Annotated in this window: 13 protein-coding genes; 7 read left to right on the top strand and 6 right to left on the bottom strand. The window is 74.3% G+C overall.

The features are described 5' to 3' along the window. Window positions 1-7: 7 nt before the first annotated feature. The 3 genes from AB0K65_RS24760 to bla all read right to left on the bottom strand — a co-directional run bounded on the left by AB0K65_RS24760 (window position 8) and on the right by bla (window position 10,096). On the bottom strand, window positions 8-5,083 hold the full coding sequence (locus AB0K65_RS24760) for a CHAT domain-containing protein (RefSeq protein WP_365720048.1): 5,076 nt from the start codon (window positions 5,081-5,083) through the stop codon (window positions 8-10). Between the two features lie 151 nt (window positions 5,084-5,234). Continuing rightward, window positions 5,235-8,843: a right-handed parallel beta-helix repeat-containing protein gene (locus AB0K65_RS24755; protein WP_365720046.1), complete on the bottom strand. Its 3,609-nt coding sequence runs from the start codon at window positions 8,841-8,843 to the stop codon at window positions 5,235-5,237. A 311-nt stretch (window positions 8,844-9,154) separates the two neighbouring features. Beyond that, window positions 9,155-10,096, bottom strand: coding sequence for a class A beta-lactamase (bla, locus tag AB0K65_RS24750; protein ID WP_365720044.1), 942 nt, complete (start codon window positions 10,094-10,096; stop codon window positions 9,155-9,157). Window positions 10,097-10,603: 507 nt separating this feature from the next. Between bla and AB0K65_RS24745 the strand changes: the two genes are divergently transcribed. Further along, window positions 10,604-12,844: a catalase gene (locus AB0K65_RS24745; RefSeq protein ID WP_365720042.1), complete on the top strand. Its 2,241-nt coding sequence runs from the start codon at window positions 10,604-10,606 to the stop codon at window positions 12,842-12,844. Window positions 12,845-12,915: 71 nt separating this feature from the next. Here AB0K65_RS24745 and AB0K65_RS24740 read toward each other — a convergent pair whose 3' ends face one another. After that, window positions 12,916-13,119, bottom strand: coding sequence for a cold-shock protein (locus AB0K65_RS24740; protein WP_365720040.1), 204 nt, complete (start codon window positions 13,117-13,119; stop codon window positions 12,916-12,918). A 536-nt stretch (window positions 13,120-13,655) separates the two neighbouring features. Here AB0K65_RS24740 and AB0K65_RS24735 point away from each other — a divergent pair. From AB0K65_RS24735 to AB0K65_RS24720, 4 genes are all read left to right on the top strand, one after another. After that, window positions 13,656-13,940 (top strand): DUF6213 family protein, encoded by a 285-nt coding sequence (locus AB0K65_RS24735; protein WP_365720038.1) that lies wholly within the window; start codon window positions 13,656-13,658, stop codon window positions 13,938-13,940. A 210-nt stretch (window positions 13,941-14,150) separates the two neighbouring features. Further along, window positions 14,151-14,435, top strand: a complete 285-nt coding sequence (locus AB0K65_RS24730; protein ID WP_365720036.1) for an isoamylase early set domain-containing protein — start codon at window positions 14,151-14,153, stop codon at window positions 14,433-14,435. 175 nt (window positions 14,436-14,610) lie between these two features. Continuing rightward, the gene (locus AB0K65_RS24725; RefSeq protein ID WP_365720131.1) at window positions 14,611-15,357 is read left to right on the top strand and encodes a VOC family protein; all 747 of its coding nucleotides are present in this window, start codon (window positions 14,611-14,613) and stop codon (window positions 15,355-15,357) included. 87 nt (window positions 15,358-15,444) lie between these two features. Then, window positions 15,445-15,645, top strand: coding sequence for a DUF5988 family protein (locus AB0K65_RS24720; protein WP_365720034.1), 201 nt, complete (start codon window positions 15,445-15,447; stop codon window positions 15,643-15,645). A gap of 68 nt (window positions 15,646-15,713) precedes the next feature. On the opposite strand, the gene AB0K65_RS24715 is transcribed toward AB0K65_RS24720, so the two are convergent. Further along, entirely contained in the window at window positions 15,714-17,186 is a 1,473-nt protein-coding gene (locus AB0K65_RS24715) for a nucleotide sugar dehydrogenase (RefSeq protein ID WP_365720032.1), read from the bottom strand. A gap of 170 nt (window positions 17,187-17,356) precedes the next feature. Here AB0K65_RS24715 and AB0K65_RS24710 point away from each other — a divergent pair, with 170 nt between their 5' ends. Together AB0K65_RS24710 and AB0K65_RS24705 are read left to right on the top strand one after the other, a co-directional pair. Next, window positions 17,357-17,914, top strand: a complete 558-nt coding sequence (locus AB0K65_RS24710; RefSeq protein ID WP_365720030.1) for a hypothetical protein — start codon at window positions 17,357-17,359, stop codon at window positions 17,912-17,914. Between the two features lie 74 nt (window positions 17,915-17,988). Next, window positions 17,989-18,573: a hypothetical protein gene (locus AB0K65_RS24705; protein ID WP_365720028.1), complete on the top strand. Its 585-nt coding sequence runs from the start codon at window positions 17,989-17,991 to the stop codon at window positions 18,571-18,573. Between the two features lie 63 nt (window positions 18,574-18,636). Here AB0K65_RS24705 and AB0K65_RS24700 read toward each other — a convergent pair whose 3' ends face one another. Then, window positions 18,637-18,909, bottom strand: coding sequence for a GlsB/YeaQ/YmgE family stress response membrane protein (locus tag AB0K65_RS24700; protein ID WP_365720026.1), 273 nt, complete (start codon window positions 18,907-18,909; stop codon window positions 18,637-18,639). Window positions 18,910-18,947 lie beyond the last annotated feature (38 nt).

Raw genomic sequence — 18,947 nt, 5'->3', positions numbered from 1 at the left:
AAGGGCGTCAGGGGCCGTTGTGGACGTGCGCGGCCCACAGGTGCGGCGCGTGGACGAGGCGCTCGCGCAGCGCCCGCACGGGTGCGTGCAGGGCCGTCGCGGGGTCGATGGGCCGGCCACGGGCCAGGTCGTCCGCCAGGGCCGCGTAGAAGTCGTCGGTCAGGCGGGTGGCCACCTTGTCGGAGACCGGCCACAGCGTCCCGATGACGTGGGGATATCCGGCGAGCTGGAACGACGACACCAGATGGACCGACTCGTCGGGCAGCATCAGTCCGCCCTGGGACGTGGAGCACGCCGAGAGGACCACCAGGACGGCCTCGCGCGGTCGTTGCGCGGCGGCGTCGAGCACGGTGAGCCGCCCGTCGTGGAGGATCAGACCGCTCTCCGAGGGCTCCAGCGGGTCGCTGACGCCGTGGCAGCTGAAGTGGACCCACGGGTGCGACGGCAGCCTGCGCCGTACGGCGTCGACGGTGGCCTCGGGGCCCGTGAGGTGGACCCCGGCGGGGAAGAGGTCGCGCAGCAGGCGCGCCTCCTGTGACGCGCCGGGCAGCGGGTGTGCTCCCGGTGTCTCCGCGAGGCTGACGACCAGCGGAGCGGGACGCCGCGACGACGTGCCGGCGGGGGTGCGTCGGGCCCGGACCAGGGCGCGCAGCGTGGGCGTGTAGGAGGAGACGGCCCGGTCCATGACGGTGCGGCCGGAGCCCGCGTGGCCCGCGGCGTGCAGCGGCAGGAAGGAGAGCCAGCCGGTGGGGCACCACCACAGCCGTGTCCAGGGTTCGTCGTCGACCGGGAGGGTGCGCAGACCGAGCCGGTCGAGCACCGGCTCGGCGACGGCGTCCCACAACCACGCCAGCGTCCCGGTGAGCGTCCGCAGGGCGGCGCGGGCCCGGGCGGCGCCCTGGACGCCGTACGCGTCCTCGACCGCGAGGACGAACTCCGCCGCGCGGTTCACCGTGTCGGTCGGGTCGAGATCGGGCAACGGGACCACCTCGACGCGTCCTTCGGGGGTGACGACGAGCGCGTCGGAGCGGTACCGGCTGACGTTGACCACCACGACGGGGCCGGCGGCGGCCGCCGGAAGCAGGTCCGCCAGGCGCGGGGGGTTCAGGAAGGTCTCCAGGCCCGGTAGCCGGCGGATCCGGTCGAGGAGCGCGTCCCACCTCCGCGACAGGGCGTACCGCGACTCGGCCAGGCGGCCCGCCTCGGCTTCCGTGAACCGGCGCTCGGGCGCGTGGGGGCCGGGCGCCCCGAGGTCGGCGCGGAGGACCGCGGGCCAGGGCGAGCCGGCGCTGAGTTCCTCGCGGATCTCCTCGAACTCGGCGGCCAGGGCCGGGTCGGCGGCTCGCAGCCGCGAGAGGTCGCCGCGGCTCTCCAGTCCCTGGGCGAGGAGCACGCCGCGTCCCTGTTCGAGGAGCGTGAGCGCCGCCTCGGGATCGCCCGCACGCAGGGCGAGCGCGGCGGCGTCGGAGGCGAGGCCGACACCGGCGCCGAGCCGGGACTCCTGGTCGGCGCGTCCGAGGTTGCGGGGGGCGAGCCGGGGCAGCAGGCCGACGGCGTAGGTGTACGCGGCCAGGGCCTCGGCGTGCCGTCCGGAGGCGGCGGCCGCGTCGCCCCAGACGCGCGCGGCGGGCAGCCGGACCGTGACCGGTGCCACCGCGTTGTGCGCGGACCGCTGGGCCAGCCGGGCCGCCTCTCCCAGATCGGCCCGCTCACCGATCAGGGCGCGCCCCACCTGGGCCCGGGCGATCAGCCACTGGATGCGTGCCTGCTCGGGATAGCCCTCGGGGACGCGGGCGAGCGCCTCCCTCGCCGCGCTCACCGCCTGCTCGAACGAGGCGCGCGCGGTGGGTCCGGCCGGGTCGTCGGCGAGTTCCGCGGTGACGACGCAGACGGCGGCCAGGTTCATCAGGGCGAGGGCCCGCTGCGGGTGGTCGTCGTCGAGGCCGGCGACGGCCTCCTCCAGGACGAGCCGGGATTCGGCGAGGAGGCCGGCGTCCGCCTCCTCGCCGAGGGCCTGGCCGGGCAGGGCGAGGCTGTTCAGGAGGAGGCCGAGATTGACGCGGGCGATGTCCCTGCCGTGCCGCTCGCCGTGTTCGAGCGCGACGGCCTCGCGCAGCAGCCTGACGGCCTCGTCGGCGGCGGCCCGCTCCTGGGTGATCTCGTGCCAGGCGCGGAGGGCCTCGGCGAGGTTGGAGAGCAGCCCGGCGCGTTCGAAGGTGGTGGGCGGGCTCTCGTCGACGGCGCGGCGCAGCACGGTGACGGCCTCCGCGAGCCATGTCCGGTCACCGGTGATCCGGGCACGGTCCATCAGCGCCGAGCCGAGGTTGGTGAGCACGCCGCCGATTCCGGCGTGCCGGGCGGGGACGATGGCCACCGACTCCCGCAGGGTGCTGATCGCGGTGTCCATGAGGGCGTCGTCGGCGGTGTCGGTCGCCCGGCCCCACAGCGCCCAGCCGTAGCTGGTGAGGACGACGGTGCGGTCTCCGGGGGCGTGGGCGGCGGCGAGCGCCGCCCGGTAGTGCCGGAACGCCTCGTCGCGCAGGGACTCGTCGTGGGTGCGGTGGTAGCGGTCGACGAGGACGTTGGCGAGGCCGACCAGGGCGCGGGGGACGGCCGCGCCCAGTTCTCGGGTTCCGATGGCCGGTGTCTCCCGCTCGGCGGCCACCGCCCGCCGGTGCCAGGTGACGGCCTCCTCCAGGGGGGCGCCGTCTCCCGTGAAGCGGGAGAGCGAGCGCAGGGCGTTCCCCAGACGGCTGAGACTGCCGCCCCGGCCGGGCACGTGGGGGCCTGCGGCGCGCACCGCCTCGCGCAGGACCTCGACGGCCTCCTCGATCAGGCGGGCGTCCGAGCGGAACTGCGCGAGCTGCTGCAGGGCGTCCCCGAGGTTGCCCAGGCGGTGGCGGCGGTAGTGGTCGTCCGGCGGGGAGGCGTCGACGGCGTCCCGGTGCATCCGCACCCCCTCCACGAGCAGTCTCTCGTCGGCGGTCAGGGTGGCCAGCCCGACCAGGGCCGCGCCCAGGTTCGAGCGGCGCGCCGCCTCCTCCGCGGGGCTGCCGGACGGGGCGCACGCCACGGCTTCCCGCAGCACGCGCACGGCTTCGGCGTACCGCGCCGGATCGCTCTTCCGGGCGGCACGCTCGACGTGGACCGAGCCGAGCCCGGCGAGGTACTCCGAGCGCCGCGGGTCGTCGGGGTCCAGGAGCGCGATGCCCTGCCGGATGAGGGCGACGCCCTCCTCGCGGTCGCGCTCCGCGCGCTCCCGCGCCTCCTGGCTGTCCGGCGCGTCGGGCAGGTGCCGCCGCTCGCCCTCCTCCTCCACCTGCGCCGACCGCCGGACGAGCGCCGTGCCGAGATGGAACCGGACGGCGGCTTCCCGGTCTCCGCCGCCACCCGGCGGGTTCAGGCACTCCCGGAGCGTCCGTACGGCCTCGTCGGCGGCCGCCGTCGCCTCCTCCCCCGTGCCGTCGCCCACGGCGCCGAGGGCCATGGCCAGGTGGAACAGGGCGCGGCCCCGGTCCGCCGAGTGCGGTGGGGCGGCGGCGGCGAGCCGGCGCAGGAGGGCGACCGGTTCACAGAGCGCCTCGGGCGCCTCGACGGCGCGGGCGTGCAGCCTGAGCAGGTCGGCGAGGTCCACGCCTCGGGCGGTACCGCGCGGGTCGTCGGCCGGGGTCTCGTCCAGCGCGTCGCGGGCGCTGTCGATCGCGGCCTCCAGGTCGGCGATGTCGCCTCGTGCGAGGTAGCGGGAGCGCAGGACGCCGCTGAGGACGTTCTGCGCCTGCGCGCGCGTGGGGTGTCCGGCCGGTGCGGCCGCCACGGCGTCCCGTGCCGCGTCGTACGCGGCGTCGAGGGCGTCGGGGTCTCCTCCCCGCGCTGCGCGGCCGTCGAGGACGAAGGCGAGGTGGGTGAGGTACATGGCGCGTTCGACGATGTTGGGCGCCGAGTCGGCCGCGCGCCGGCAGGCGTCGACCCCCTCGTCGTAGAGGGCGTTCCTGGCGGCCCTGTCGCTCCGGGGCGGCACAGACGCCCGTCCCCGCACCGTCCGGCTGTCCGCGCTCTCGGTGCCGGCGGTCGTCTCGGGCGCGATGGAGAGGGCGATCAGCGCGATGCCCAGGTCCGAGAGGTAGGCGGCGGGTGGCGGCTGGTCGGTCGTCGCGAGGGCCACGGCCTCGCGGAGGGTGTCGACCGCCTCGGGCAGCAGCGAGGTGTCGTCGAGTTGCACCGCCGCCGAGACCAGCGCGGAGCCCAACTGGGCGAGGTACAGGCCGTGGAACGCGTCCTGCCGTTCGCTGAGCCGGATCGCGTGCCGCATCTCGGTCAGGCTCTCCCGCACCATGGCCCGGTCCGACGTCGCCTCGGCCCGGTAGCGCAGGGCGAACCCGAGGTTGCCGTGCCTGCGCGCCTGCTCCATCCGCTCGCCGGGCACGGCGGCGACCGCGGCGCGGCTGATCTCCACGGCGTCGGCGAGCACTCCGGGGCCGGCGCCGTCCCGGAAGGCGTACACCATCGTCAGGCCGAGGTCGGACAGACAGGTGCCCTGTTCCGTACTGCCGGCCGGGAACCCCTGGACGGAGTGGCGCAGCAGGACGGCGGCGGCGCGCAGCATCACGGGGTTGCGGTGCCGCTGGTACAGCACGACGATTCCGGCGCCCGCCTGGTAGGCCTCCCCGGGGTCGGCGTCCGCCCCGGCGGGCTCACCGGTCAGCAGCGCCAGGTGCGGGCGCAGGAGGGCCGGGATGCGGTCGGGGTAGGCACGGTGGACGTCGAGGAAGCCGAGCAGGGCCGAGCCGAGCGCCGCGGCGTCCGTCGCCTCCCCCGCGAGGAAGCGGCCCCAGTCGTGGAATCCGAGGGCGTAGAGGCCGACCAGCAGGACGTTCCCGTCCGGCAGCGTGGCGGCGCGCCGCACGTCCTCGGCGGCGGCCCGGGCCTCCTCGGTCAGGAACCACCGCAGCGCCTCGGGGTCCGCCTCCGCCCGCATGACGCGCTCCAGGATGACGCCCGCCTTCTCCTCGGCCGTTTTGGACATGGCCTCCGCCGCCCTGGCCGTCTCCTCGGCCGCCCCGGGCCCGTGCGTCTCGCCGTTCACACCGTTCCTCACGCCGTAGGGGTTCCCCCGCCCGGCCTGCCCGGGTCGTGCCGCGGCACCGGGGCCGGTCGCCCGGGGGCAGGTCGTGTCGGGAGAGTCTCGCCCGGGCCGCGATGTCCTCCGGGCGGGCGCCGGCACTTTCCGGACACGTCTACGGGACGTCCTCCGCGAGCAGCAGGAGCAGGTCCTCGCGCGTCGGCTGTCCGTGCGCGGAGAGCCGGCCCGCCTGGCGTTCGATCATCGTCTCCAGCAGCGTGCGCGCGTCCCGCCCGTTGGCGGCGTCACCGCGGCGCGCGCGCCGTTCGAAGTGCTCCGTCAGCAGGGCCGCCACGTCGGGGGCGAGACGGTACTCCAGTTCGCTCGCCCGGAGTTCGACGATCCGGGTGAGCTCCTCGGGGGCGTACGCGACGAAGTCGACGGTCCGCGAGAAGCGCGAGCGCAGTCCCGGGGTGGCGTTCAGGAAGGTCCGCATCTCCTCGGGGTAGCCCGCCGCGATCACCACGACGTCGTCGCGGTGGTCCTCCATCAGTTTGGTGAGCACGTCGATGGCCTCCTGGCCGAAATCGGCACCGGCTCCGAACGTCCGCGACAGGCTGTACGCCTCGTCGATGAACAGGACGCCCCCGCGGGCCCGTTCGAAGACGCGCTGGGTCTTCTGGGCGGTGTGGCCGAGGTACTCGCCGACGAGATCGCCCCGGGCGGCCTCGACCAGGTGCCCCGTCCGCAGTGTGCCGAGGCCGGCGAGGATCTCCCCGTACAGCCGGGCCACGGTCGTCTTGCCGGTTCCCGGCGGCCCCGAGAAGACGAGGTGGTGGGCGACGGGCGGGGCGGAGAGACCCGCCTCCTCACGCCACTTGCCGAGACGGATCAGGTCGACCTGCACGCCGACCTGCCGCTTGGCGGCGTCGAGGCCGATCATCCGGTGCAGGGCGGCGAGCGCGGCCGTCTCGGTCCTGCCGGACCCGTCGCCGGTGGCGCCCGCCACGGCCGTACGCAGACGCAGGAAGCGCACGCGGTCGTTGCCCCCGGCGACGGCCTCGCCCCGGAAGCCGGTCACCTCGCAGTCCTCGATCCGGCCGAACACCGAGGCGGCCAGGCGGATGCCGTCCGCCTCGCCGCCGCGCAGCGCGGCGTGCGTCACGGCGGCCCGGCTGTCGTCGCTGAGGATGATCCCGCAGCCCCGGGAGTCCGTGACCGTGAGCCGGTCGATCGTCACGTCGGCGGTCGCCACGGCGAGTACGCCCGCCTCGTCGGGTGCGGTCACGGCGCAGTCCCGTGCCGACAGATGAGTGTCGTCACGGCAGTTGAGGCCGAAGAGGCCCGGCCGCTCGATCGTGCAGCGGTCCGCTCTCAGCCGCGCCTTGCCCTCCAGAGCGATGCCCGCCTGCGACATCTGCGTGATCGTGGCGTCGGCCAGGGTGACGGTCACCGCCTCGCCGCGGGCGAGCAGGCCGGAACCGCCGTTCTCCAGGCGCACGTCGCTCAGTTCGACGGTGGACTCGTCGCGGATCAGGACCGCGACGGCGGTGTGGTCGCTGATCCGCAGGCCGCTCACCCGTGCCTCCGCCCTGTGGACGAGGAGCCCCAGGCGTCCCCCGCGCATGCCGCAGTCGGCCATGACGAGCACGCCGCCTTCGGAGAGGCTGACACCGGTGTCGCCCATGCTCTCCCACGTGCAGTCCATGAGCCGTCCCCGCCCCTGCGACCCGACGCTGACGCCGGTGACGCGGCAGCGGTCGAACCGGCTGCCGCGCACGGTCGGGTCGGCACCGCGGGCGATGAACAGTCCGTGCTCCGCGCCGGTGACGGTGGTGTCCCGGACGGTGCCGCGCGCCTGGTCGACGTAGGAGAGGGCCGTCGACTGGATGTCGCGGACGTCGCAGCGCGCCATGTCGACCTCGGACTGCTCGGCCGCGAGGACGGCGTGGCTCGCGGTGCGGTGCAGCCGGCAGTCCTCCAGGGTGGCCGTGGAGCCGGTCACACGGACACCGCAGCCCCGGGCGCCGGACACCTCGCAGTCGGCGAGGACCGCGTGGGCCCCTCGGGTCAGGACGACGGCGTCGCCCTTGGCGGAGAGGAACCGTGTGCGGCGTACCGTGGCGCGAGCCGCGGACAGCTCCGTCCGGCCGGTCCGGATCACACAGTCCTCGATCGTCACCTCCGCCGCGGGAAGCACCTGTACGGCGTGCTCCCCGCTGCCGTCGACGCCGCATCCGCCCATGTGGAGGCGGCCGGCGACGCGTACGGCTGCGGTGGACCTGTTGACGATCCGCAGGCCGGTGAGGGTGACGTGGCCGGTGCAGTCGACGGTCACCTCCTCCGACGACTCGATCTCGACGGTGCCGTGTCCTCGCGCCGCGCGCAGTTCGACGGTGCCGCCGAGCGACAGGTGGTGGGGATACCGGCCGGGTTCGATCAGCACCAGGACCGGCCGCGCTCCCCCGTCGACCCGGAGGGCGGAGGCGATGGTGCGGTGGGCGCCCGGCGCGCTCGGCGAGACGTGCAGGGTGAGGGGTTCGCCGACGGCGCGCGGGGCCGGCAGGCCCGTGCCCCCGCACGGAATTCCGGAAGCGGCGTCGCCGGTGCTCCCGGCCGTGTCCTCGCCCGCCGTCCTCGCCCCGCCGGCGGGGCCGACGAGGCGCAGGACGGCGGCCATCTGGGCGGGGAAGACGTCGAGCCCGTGCCAGTTCGCCCCGGCGGCCGGGTGCAACGGCACGAGCTCGACGAGCCGCTGGTCCGCCCGCACGGGAAAGCTCCGGTGCGGCAGGGGCGCGGGGACGGGGACGCCGGGGGCGAGCCGTCCGAGGACGGCGGCCGCCCCGCCCGCGTCGCCGCCGCGCCGGGTCACGGCGGGCCCGGTGATCACTTCGGTCAACTCCCCCCAGGTCAGGTGGCGTACGCCCCCGCCGACGGCGAGCCGCACGCCGTGCTGCGAGACGCGCAGCCGGACCGGGTCGGCGAGGCGGCGCACCAGCCGTCCCCCACCGGCCACGGCGGCCACGAGCGCGGCCGTCGACGCCGCGGCCAGCTGCGGGAACCCGATGCCCTGCCCGGCGACCGCCGCGCCGGCGGCCCACGCGGCGCCGAGGGCGGCCGGCGGCCGGGTGCGCAGGATCAGGGACGCGTACCAGGGCAGCAGTCGCCCGGGCACCGTGACTCCGCCCGCCCGGTCGAGGGGCAGGGTCGCGGTCCCGTGCCACCGGGTTCCGGCATGGGGGGCGAGGAGCCGGTCGAGGCGGGGGAGCTTCAGCGCCAGCGGACGGAGGTCGAACGCGACGGCCCGCCAGGGCTCCGACCACGCGAGCGCCCCCCTGGTCCCGAGCCCGGCCGGGCTGCCCGCACGCGGCCGGACCATGAGCCTGCCCCGGAAGTCGGCCGCCGCCGGGTCGACGGTGGGCGGCACCGTACGCGGCTCGGGCACGAGGAAGAGGCCGTCGACGGCGTCCCAGGGAAGACTGACGCGCCGTAATCCCCGGCGCATTTCGATCCCTTCGGGCCCGACGACGATTCCCGTCGGCATCACGAGGCTGGTCAGGTATCGCGCCAGCACCACGGCCCACACCGCGGCGCCGAGGCCCACGACGGCCCGCTGCACCGGCGTGGTGCCGGCCGTGAAGGCGGCGAAGGCGCACAGCGCGAGCGCGACGGCGGCCGGCACGGCGACCACGACGTACTCCCCACGCGTGTCGCCCGGCATCGAGACGCGGACGGTCTCCGGCGGTTCGTCGCCGCGGATACCGGGATCGAGTGCCTGTGCCATCACACCCCCGTCGGCATGCCCCCCTGCAGGTCCGCTCAACGTAACGCAGCGGGATCATCACCCGCGACCACGTCGCCGACTCCCAGGTCCGGTCGCGGTGCCACGTCCTTGGCGTCCCGGCGGGCCGCCGGGACGGATCCCCAGGCCCGCCCCCCGCCTCGGGCCGCGCCCCCGCCCTCCCACCGCCCCCTGGAGAGTGTCCGGAAAACACCGGCGTCTCCCGAAGAACGCCCCCGGGCAATCTGGCGAACGCTCCCCCGGGCCGTGTCCGGGTCGCCTCGCCAGGCCGCGAGGCCACGCCCGGACGCCGGCTAGGAAAGCGAGTCGGCGACGACGGAGGCCGCTCCCGCGATCAGACGGTCGTCGTGCGCGGCGTCGGCCGCGTGGCGGTTCGACATGATCGCCACCACGAGGGGGGCCGCGTCCGGGCGCCACACCACGGCGATGTCGTTGCGAGCGCCGTATCCGCTGCCGGTCCCCGTCTTGTCCCCGACGACCCACCCGTCGGGCACGCCCGCCCTGATCAGTGCGTCGCCGGTGGTGTTGGTCCGCAGCCACGTCGTGAGCCGCGCCCGCTCGGGGGGCCGCAGCGCGTCGCCCAGGACGAACGCCCGCAGGTCGCCGGCGAGCGCCCGCGGTGTGCTCGTGTCGCGGGTCTCCCCCGGGGCCCACCGGCTCAGCTCGGGCTCACGGCGCTCCATCCGGGTGACCTCGTCACCGAGTTCGCCGAGGACGGCGTCCAGGCCGTGCGGTCCGCCGAGCGCGTCGAAGAGGAGGTTGGCCGCGGTGTTGTCGCTGTGGCGGACGGCGGCGTCGCACAGCGCGCTCAGGCTCATGCCGGTGGCGACGTGCTTCTCGGTGACGGGCGAGTGCGCGACCAGATCGTCCCGGGAGTAGGTGATGAGGCGGCCCGCCCCGGCGAGGGTGTACTTCCGCAGGACGGCGCCGGCTGCCAGCGCCTTGAAGGTGGAGGCGTACGCGAACCGCTGGTCGGCGTTGTGGGTCACCTCGCGTCCGGTGCCGGTGTCGACGGCGTAGACGCCGAGCCGCGCGTCGAACCGGCGCTCGAGCGCGCTCAGCCGGCCGGCGAAGGGCGTCGGCGTCCCCGGCCCGGTGGCTTCGGGGGCCGTGGAGGAGGCCGGAGGCCCGGACGACGAGGCGGGCGTACCGCTGGGGCCGCAGGCGGCGAGCGGGGCGAGGGCGAGCGTGGCGAGCGCGCCGACGAAGGCGCGGCGGACTCGGCGGGGGTGCATGTCCCAACCTCCGGGGCGCGTCGGGGAGGAGGGACGTGGCCCCCTCCCGTAGACGGTCATCTGTACGGATCGTCGTGTGTCGCCCCCACCCTCGCCTCGAACGGCCCTGTAGTCCAACACCTTCGGGCGCCGGTTCGCGCCGTTCCGGCCCTCGTGGTCCGGCCAGGCGCCGGACGGCCGACGCCGCCTGGGCCCGGCGCGCCACCCGCGCCTGCCGGGGCGTCCGACGACATGCGGCCGCCGGGGAATCATCTGAAAATTGGGCGCATCGGTCACGTTCAGGTCGCGAACGACCGGGAACGCGCGACAGCAGAACCTGATCGACCACTCACGAACGGGGACGGTATGGCGGAGGCGCGCGAGGCGTGCGGGTCCGGTCGCCGCCTCGGCCCGTCCGTGCCGGCTCCCGCACGCCCTCCCCCTCCGTTCGGCACCGTCCCCGGGAGGCCGTCCGTCCGCGGCCGCCCGCCCGCACCGAGAAGAAACTCAGACCGCGCAGGAGACCCCATGCCCCAGAACCCCGCACCCGAGGACCGTTCGTCCGAGGCGGCCGCCCCGGGCCGCCCCGCCGTCAAGCCGCCCTCGGTGCAGGAGCCCACCGAGCCCCACGGGCCGCTGCCTCCCAAGCCGGACCAGCGCGGCCCGGAGACGGTCGGCCCGACCGGCCAGGCCACCGGCGAAGACCCCGCCCGTTCGGCGCAGAGCGGCGCCTACCTGACCACGGCCCAGGGAGCGCGGCTGTACGAGTCGGACCACTCCCTCAAGGCCGGACCGCGTGGTCCGGTGCTCCTCCAGGACCATCACCTGCGGGAGAAGATCACCCATTTCGACCATGAACGCATCCCCGAACGAGTGGTGCACGCGCGGGGCGCGGGCGCTCACGGCGTCTTCCAGAGCTACGGGACGGCGAGCCGGGTGTGCAGGGCGGCCTTCCTCGCGAAGGACGTCGAGACGCCGGTGTTCGTACGGTTCTCCACGGTGCTCGGCTCGCGCGGCTCGGCGGACACGGTGCGGGACACCCGGGGCTTCGCGACGAAGTTCTACACCGAGGAGGGGACGTTCGACCTCGTCGGCAACAACATCCCCGTCTTCTTCATCCAGGACGCGATCAAGTTCCCGGACGTCATCCACGCGGGCAAGCCGCATCCCGACCGGGAGATCCCCCAGGCGCAGAGCGCGCACGACACCTTCTGGGACTTCGTCACGCTGCACACCGAGGCGACCCACCACACGCTGTGGAACATGTCCGACCGCGGCATCCCCCGGTCCTTCCGCATGATGGAGGGGTTCGGCGTCCACACCTTCCGTCTGGTCGACGCCGAGGGCGGCACGACGCTGGTGAAGTTCCACTGGAAGCCCAAGCTCGGCGTCCATTCCCTGGTGTGGGAGGAGGCGCAGCTCGTGGGCGGGCTCGACCCCGACTTCCACCGGCGGGACCTCTTCGACGCGATCGAGGCCGGGGCGTATCCACAGTGGGAGCTGGGCATCCAGGTGTTCCCCGACACCCCGGAGCAGACCTTCGAGGGGATCGATCTCCTCGACCCGACGAAGATCGTGCCGGAGGAGCTCGCTCCGGTGCAGGCGGTGGGTCTGCTGACGCTCAACGCCAACACCAAGAACTTCTTCGCGGAGACCGAGCAGGTCGCCTTCCATCCGGGCCATCTGGTGCCCGGCATCGACGTCACCGACGATCCGCTGCTCGCCGGCCGCCTCTTCTCCTATCTGGACACCCAGATCAGCCGTCTGGGCGGCCCCAACTTCGCCCAGATCCCGATCAACCGCCCGCACGCGCCGGTCAACGACATGCTGCGCGACGGCATGCACCAGACGGCGGTGCACACGGGCACGGCGCCCTACCGGCCCAACTCCCTCGACGGGGGCTGCCCCTTCCTGGCCGGGGCCGACACCGGCGCGTACATCGAGGCGCCGGTCCCGGTGCGGGACTCGGTCAAGCAGCGCGAGGCCCCGGAGTCGTTCGCGGACCACTTCAGCCAGCCCCGGCTGTTCTGGCTGAGCATGACCCCGACGGAGCGCGAGCACATCATCGCCGCGTACACCTTCGAGCTGAACAAGTGCTACGAACAGGCCATCAAGGAACGGGCCCTGACGGTGCTGGCGAACATCGACCCGGTGCTGTGCGAAGGGGTGGCCACCGGCCTCGGCCTGCCCGTCCCGCCGGCCACCGTGCCGCTGCCCGAGGTGGAGCCCAGCCCCGCGCTCTCCCAGCTGGGCCGGACCTGGCCGACGGCGGGGCGGGTCGTCGGCATCGTCGCCGACGAGAACGGCAGCGCGGCGGACGTGCGAGCGGTCCGTGACGCCGCGAAGGAGGCCGGGATGGTCCCCATGGTCATCGCTCCGACCGGCGGCGCGCTCGACGCGGACGGGGCGTCGATCGGCGTCCAGCGTACGTACGCCACCGCGCGCTCCACGGAGTTCGACGCCTTGGTCGTGGTCGGCTCTCCGGCGCCGGGCCTCGACGCGACGGGCGCCCGGGACGCCAAGGCCGGCCTCGTTCCGACGGATGTCGCACCGGTCGATCCCCGGGTCGTGCTCCTGATCACCGAGGCGTACCGCCACGGGAAGGCCATCGGCGGGGTGGCCGGGGCCGGAGCCGCTCTGGAGGCCGCCCGGCTGCCCGCCGACACCCCGGGCGTCGTCCTCGGGGACAGCGGGGACGAGGTCTGGGAACGGCTGACCGACCTCATGGCGGGTCACCGTGTCTGGGAGCGTTTCCCCGCGTCGATCTGAGGTTCGCGCCGCTCACGCGACAGGTCCCCGGAGCCCGTGCTCCGGGGACCTGTGCGTGTCCACGCCGGGTGTCAGGCGAGGGTGATGTTCTCGGCCTGGGGGCCCTTCTGGCCCTGGGTGACGTCGAAGGTCACGGCCTGGCCTTCCTGGAGCTCACGGAAGCCGGTGGAGTTGATGTTCGAGTAGTGCGCGAACACGTCCGGACCGCCGCCGTCCTGGGCGATGAAGCCGAAGCCCTTTTCCGAGTTGAACCACTTCACGGTTCCGCTGGCCATGTGTACTGCCTTTCGCATCGATGTCGGGACCGCACCGCGCGGACCCGGAGGTGATCGCCCTGGTCCTCAGGCACTGCACAGAGCAAAGCGCCCGCACCGAGGCGCGGGCGCCGGGTTGCGAACCACGACATCTGAGGACGACGCTACACCGCGGAACCGTCTGTTGCCAGAGAGCAACGATCATTAAAATCCGGCCGCCGGGGGTCGCGCGGGCGTCGGTCCGGAAGGTTCTCCCCCGGATCGCCCGGGCTGCCGGGGCACTCCGACGCGCGGCGGGGCGCGAAGGCCGGGCCCCGCGACTCGGCGGCAGCGCGGTCACTCTCCGGACACCACTGAGGGGAGCGCGCGCCGGAGACGGCCACACACGGTCACGGCCCGGCCCGCCCAGGGCGTGTCGCGAACGGAGCGCCTGGGGTCCTGAGGGGGGCGGCGCGTCCACCGGGCCTCATCAGGCCCTTGCGCCCCAGGGGGTTTGATACGCGCCAGGTCGGCAACGATGCAGTGAGACGACGAGCGCACGAAGGGAGGGCGGTCACATGATCCAGATGTCCATACCGCTGGTTCCCACCGCCGACGGTGGTCTGCTGATCCCCGCCGGGCATGTCACCGCCCTGCTGCGCGGCCTCGCGGTCGACTGGGTGGAGTCGGGTGGCTCCGGAGAGATGCGGGGTGACGAGCGGACCATCCGCGAGCTCGCCGCGGTGCTGACCGAGCTGGCCGACCAGGTCGACGTCGAGTGCATCGGCTTCGCCACCGAGGCGGACGAGAGCGGGGCGGAGACGCCCGGAGCGGACTCGCCCGGGACCGACGACGTGACCTGAGGCCGCTCCGGCCCGAAGACCGGCCGTCCGGCCGCCCCTGACGCGGCCGGGCGGCCGCCCCATGCCGTACGCTCCCCCGCCCGGGTACGTGCCGGCCGCCCTGCGCGTGCGCTCCCCCGCCCGGGTGCCCTGTCGGCCGCGTCGGCGCGCGGGCGGCCCGTCGCGGTACCAGGATGTGCCCACGCCTTCCGACTGGCAGGAGCCCATCCCATGCTCGAACGCAAGCGCCGCAAGGGCGGCAAGCAGCACACCGAGATCACCTTCGTCCTGCCCGCGGACGCGCCGCCGGGGCCGGTCAGCGTCGTCGGCGACTTCAACGACTGGCGGCCGGGCGCGCACCTGCTGCGGCCCCGGGAGGACGGCACCAGGGCGGTCACGGTCACCCTGCCCGGTGAGAGCACCCACGCCTTCCGGTACCTGGCAGCCGGGGACTACTGGTTCAACGACGAGGGAGCCGACGCCCTCGAAGGTCCCAACAGCCTCGTCCGCACCTGACGCGTCCGGCGAGCGGACCGCCCCCGGCCCTCGCCCCGCACTCGTCCCGGGCGGCGTGCGCGCGGGGGCCGCGAGTACCGTGGGAGGGGTTCCCGGGTCGTGTGAGGCGGATGGGGTGACGGTCGTGTCGACATCGAGTCACGAAACGTTCGGTGCACCCTGCTGGGTCAGCCTGATGGCCCCGGACCTGCGCGCGGCCCAGGACTTCTACCGGGCCGTCCTGGGCTGGAGGTTCCGCCCCGCGCACGTCAGTGACGGGTTCTCCATCGGATTCAGCGACGGCGTTCCGGTCGCCGGCATCGGGGCGCTGTCCCCGACGCTGTCCGTACCCGTGGCCTGGACGCCCTACTTCGCGGTCGAGGACGCCGACGCCACGGCCGCTCGCATCCTGGAGCGCAGCGGAACGGTCGCCGTCGGCCCGCTGTCCTTCGGTACGGGACGGGCCGCGCTCGCCTCCGACCTGGACGGGGCCACCTTCGGCATCTGGCAGGGCGCGGCGATCCCCGACTGGGGCGTGGGCGGCGAGACGGCCCCGGCCTGGCTCGAGCTGCGGACGAGGAACGCCTTCGACGCGGCCATCTTCTACGGCGAGGTCCTCCAGTGGGCGTGCGACCAGCCCGGCTGCTGCGAGGTCTCCTACGTGGAGGAGGACAACCACATCCTGCTGCGCCACGGGCGGCAGACGGTGGCCCGGCTGCACAGCGGGGCCCGCGCGGAGGCGCCTGACCCGCGTGTCCGCCCGCGCTGGCAGGTCCACTTCCGGGTTCCGGACCTGGAGGCCGCCGTCAAGGCGGCCACCGCCCTCGGCGGCGAGCCCGTCGGCGACACCTCGCCGGACCCCGGCACGCGCGGTGTCACCCTCCGCGACCCCGACGGCGCCCTCTTCGGGCTCGCGACCTCGGCCGTACCGGCGCCGGTCTGAGGCATCGGGCTTCTGCCCCCCCCCGGCGCCGGCCCGGCCGCCCGCTCCCGACGTGCGAGGGGTGCGCGCGGTGGCAAGACTGAAGGCATGGCGAACAAGGCAGCACTCGAGGGTGGCCCGGACGATCTGACCCAGCGGATCGTGCCCGTCACCGCCCAGGAACAAGACCTCAAGATCCCGCACCGCGGCGGCTACGAGCACTTCAGGGCCACGTCACGGCGGCAGGACGGCCCCGAAGGGCAGCTCCCGGTCTACGAATGGTGGGAGCGCACCGAGATCGCCGAGTGACCGACCGGGGCGTGGGCAGTGGGGCGCGCGACCCGGAGCGCCCGTGACGCACGCGCGCACCCCACCGCTCAGCGAACCTGCTCGCTGGGGCCCGGCGCGGTCGGGGGCGCGTCCATGGCTGCCGGCTCCGAGGGGGCGGAGCCCCGAGCGGCCGAATCCGGACAGGCCGTGTCCCTGGCGATCGGCTGCGTGGGGGCGGGCTCCGTGAGCGTCGGCTCCGCTGCGGGCGAGCTCACGGGGAGGCTGACCGGGCGGCGGTTTCCGATGCCCCGGTAGACCACCGGAGCCCGGTGCAGGGCCGCGGGCGGCAGACAGTTCTTGGCGTCGATCACCACGCGTGGCCCGCGCATCCGGGTGGCGAGGTCCGCCCAGTCGGCCTCGACGACCTGGGGCCATTCGGTGAGGACGAGCACGGCGTCCGCGCCGGAGAGGGCCGCGGCGAGCGTGGTGTGGGGGACGGCGCGCGGCGAGAGGTGCAGCAGTTCCTCGGGGGTCAGGCCCGGGTCCCACACCCGCACGCCGGCGCCGAGCCCTTGGAGGAGGGGCAGCAGCGTACGGCTGGGGGCGGCCCTCAGGTCGTCGTTCCAGGGTTCGTAGCGCACGCCCAGGACCGCGACCTCCCGTCCGCACAGATCCGTGCCGACGCTCTCCTTGAGCAGACGGAGGATGGCACCCGGCTGCTGTTCGTTGGTCCGGACGGTGGCGTCGAGGATCGGTGTCGCGATGCCCCGGTCCGCGGCCCATCGGGCGAGAGCGGTGGTGTCCGTGGGCAGGCAGGAGTCGCCGTACCCGGTTCCGGGCTGGAGCAGCGCGTGCCCGATGCGCGGATCGAGACCGACGCCCTGGATGACGTGGTCGATGTTGAGGTCGGGCCCGGTGCACAGGCGTGCCAGTTCGTTGGCGAAGCTGATCTTGGTGGCGAGGAAGGCGTTGCTCGCGTACTTGATCATCTCGGCGCCGGCCGGTGTGGAGGTCACCCAGGGGCACGACACGGACCGGTAGAGGTCGCGGAGCCGGTCGACGGCCTCGGGGTGGAGGGCGCCGGCCACGATCCGGGCCGGTGCGTGCCAGTCGTCGAGGGCACTGCCCTGGTTGAGGAACTCGGGGTTGCAGACGAAGCGCGGACGCAGCTCCGGGTACTCGGCGAGGAGCATGTCGCTGGTGCCGGGCGGCACCGACGACTTGAGCACCACCAGCGGGTCCCCGGCGAGTTCGGCGGCCTCGTCGATCGCGGCGAGGACCTGGGAGAGGTTCGCCGATCCGTCGGCCGCCGGCGGGGTGCCCACACAGATCAGCACGGCGTCGAGCGGGTCGGAGACGACGGCGTCGGGCAGCTCCTCGACGAAGTCGAGCCGTCCGGTGCGCAGCACGGCCGTCATCTGCTCCGCGAGGCCCGGTTCGAAGACGGAGGGCTCCCCGGCGCGCAGGGAGGCGAGCTTCTCCCAGTCCTGTTCCACGCCGACGACCCGGTGTCCCTGCTGGGCCAACGCGACGGCGCCCGTCACGCCCACGTAGCCCTGCCCCACCACCGCTGCTCGCATCGCCGCTCCCTGGGGTTTCGCCGTACTCCCCTCCTACAAGAGCACACACCGTGAGGGGGCGGCCTGTTTTGGTCACGGCGCCACCGCCGGATTCGTCCGTTTCGGCGGGCCCCGATCGGGCAGCAGCGCGGCGACAGACGTACCCGCACCCGACCGAGGGGGCTGCCCCCATGTCAACCGGGATGCTTTTGGCCATCGTCATTCCGGCGGTGGTGGTGCTCGCCCTGATCGCCTTGGCCGTGATCGCCGGGCGGCGAAGGAACCGTCTTCAGGACCGCTTCGGTCCGGAGTACGAACGGACGGTCGAGGACACCGGCAGCCGCAGGGCCGCCGAGCACGACCTCGCCGAGCGCGAGAAGCGCCACGACTCGCTCGATCTCCGGCCTCTGGAGAGCAGCGAACGCGACAGGTACGCCCGGGAGTGGACCGGCGTGCAGGAGGAGTTCGTGGACCGCCCGAAGGAGGCCGTGCACGACGCCGACCGGCTCGTGACGGCCTTGATGAGGGCGCGGGGCTACCCCACCGACGACTTCGACCAGCGCCTTCGCGACCTCTCGGTCGAACACGGCCGCACGTTGGAGCACTACCGGGCCGCGCACGAGATCAACACGCTGGGAGAGGGCCGGCAGGCCACCACCGAGCAGCTGCGGGGGGCGATGGTGCACTACCGCGCGCTGTTCGACGAACTGCTCGCCGACGGACACCGGCCCGGATCGGCGGGGAGCTGACCGGCCCGCGGTTCCCGAACCGGACCGCGAGGACGGACGACCGTCCGCGGACGGCGGACGCACGAGGAGACGTCATGCGGCACAACGAGACACCGGACCGCGCCGACGGCAGCGGCCTGACGACCGAAGACCTCGCGGGCTTCCGGGACCGGGAGCCCGGCGTCGAGGCGGACCCGGGGCGCGCGGCGCCCGTGGATGCCGGTGAGGCGCCCGTGTACCCCGGCGAGGCGACCCGCTCCGTCGACGAGAGGACCGCCCGGGAGGGGGCGGAGGAGATCCCGGGCGCGACCCGTGACGGTTCCCCCGACCCGGCTCCGGACGAGGCGCCCGTCGCCGCGAGCACCGAGGGGACCGCGGTCGGGGCCCCCGTCGCGACCGCCGACGAGGAGGCGCCGGAGCTGCTGTCGGCGCGGGACGTGGACGCCTACCGCTCCCGCTGGCAGCGGATCCAGAACGACTTCGTCGACGATCCGCGCGAGGCCGTCCACGCGGCCGACGGCCTGGTGGCGGACGTCATGCGGGCCCTGGCCGAGACCTTCGCCGAGCACAAGCGCGGTCTGGAGGGCCAGTGGAACCAGGGCGAGGCGGTCGACACGGAGAGCCTGCGCATGGCCCTGCGTCAGTACCGGTCCTTCTTCCACCGGCTGCTGACGAAATGAGTCATGGACCGGCCCCAGGGGCCGGTCCATGAGGATCTCGTGTGTGCCTCGCGGCCGAGGCGGTCACGCGTGGCGCGTACGACCGCCGGTGAACAGCCGGTACAGGGCGAGCAGGATCATCGATCCGACGATGGCCGCGATCCAGGTGGACAGCTCGAAGAAGCCGTCGATGGAATCGACCCCGAAGAGCACCTTGCCCAGCCAGCCGCCGAGCAGACCGCCCGCGATACCGATCAGCATGGTGATGATGAGCCCGCCCGGGTCCCGCCCCGGCATGAGCGCCTTGGCGATGAGGCCGGCCAGCAGTCCGATGACGATCCAGGCGATGATGCCCATGGTGGTCCTCCCTCTCGGCGTGACGTCCCGTGGTTGTC

Source organism: Streptomyces sp. NPDC053755 (genome assembly GCF_040677675.1).
Lineage (GTDB): Bacteria > Actinomycetota > Actinomycetes > Streptomycetales > Streptomycetaceae > Streptomyces.
Note: the sequence above shows the minus strand (reverse complement) of the source record. Positions and strands in the feature narration are given on the sequence as shown.

Coding starts and splice junctions, on each gene's coding strand:
- AB0K65_RS24710 (WP_365720030.1), top strand. CDS start 17,357: ATGTCAACCGGGATGCTTTTGGCCATCGTCATTCCGGCGGTGGTGGTG.
- AB0K65_RS24715 (WP_365720032.1), bottom strand. CDS start 17,186: ATGCGAGCAGCGGTGGTGGGGCAGGGCTACGTGGGCGTGACGGGCGCC.
- AB0K65_RS24740 (WP_365720040.1), bottom strand. CDS start 13,119: ATGGCCAGCGGAACCGTGAAGTGGTTCAACTCGGAAAAGGGCTTCGGC.
- AB0K65_RS24725 (WP_365720131.1), top strand. CDS start 14,611: ATGGCCCCGGACCTGCGCGCGGCCCAGGACTTCTACCGGGCCGTCCTG.
- AB0K65_RS24745 (WP_365720042.1), top strand. CDS start 10,604: ATGCCCCAGAACCCCGCACCCGAGGACCGTTCGTCCGAGGCGGCCGCC.
- AB0K65_RS24720 (WP_365720034.1), top strand. CDS start 15,445: ATGGCGAACAAGGCAGCACTCGAGGGTGGCCCGGACGATCTGACCCAG.
- AB0K65_RS24705 (WP_365720028.1), top strand. CDS start 17,989: ATGCGGCACAACGAGACACCGGACCGCGCCGACGGCAGCGGCCTGACG.
- AB0K65_RS24730 (WP_365720036.1), top strand. CDS start 14,151: ATGCTCGAACGCAAGCGCCGCAAGGGCGGCAAGCAGCACACCGAGATC.
- AB0K65_RS24735 (WP_365720038.1), top strand. CDS start 13,656: ATGATCCAGATGTCCATACCGCTGGTTCCCACCGCCGACGGTGGTCTG.
- bla (WP_365720044.1), bottom strand. CDS start 10,096: ATGCACCCCCGCCGAGTCCGCCGCGCCTTCGTCGGCGCGCTCGCCACG.
- AB0K65_RS24755 (WP_365720046.1), bottom strand. CDS start 8,843: ATGGCACAGGCACTCGATCCCGGTATCCGCGGCGACGAACCGCCGGAG.
- AB0K65_RS24700 (WP_365720026.1), bottom strand. CDS start 18,909: ATGGGCATCATCGCCTGGATCGTCATCGGACTGCTGGCCGGCCTCATC.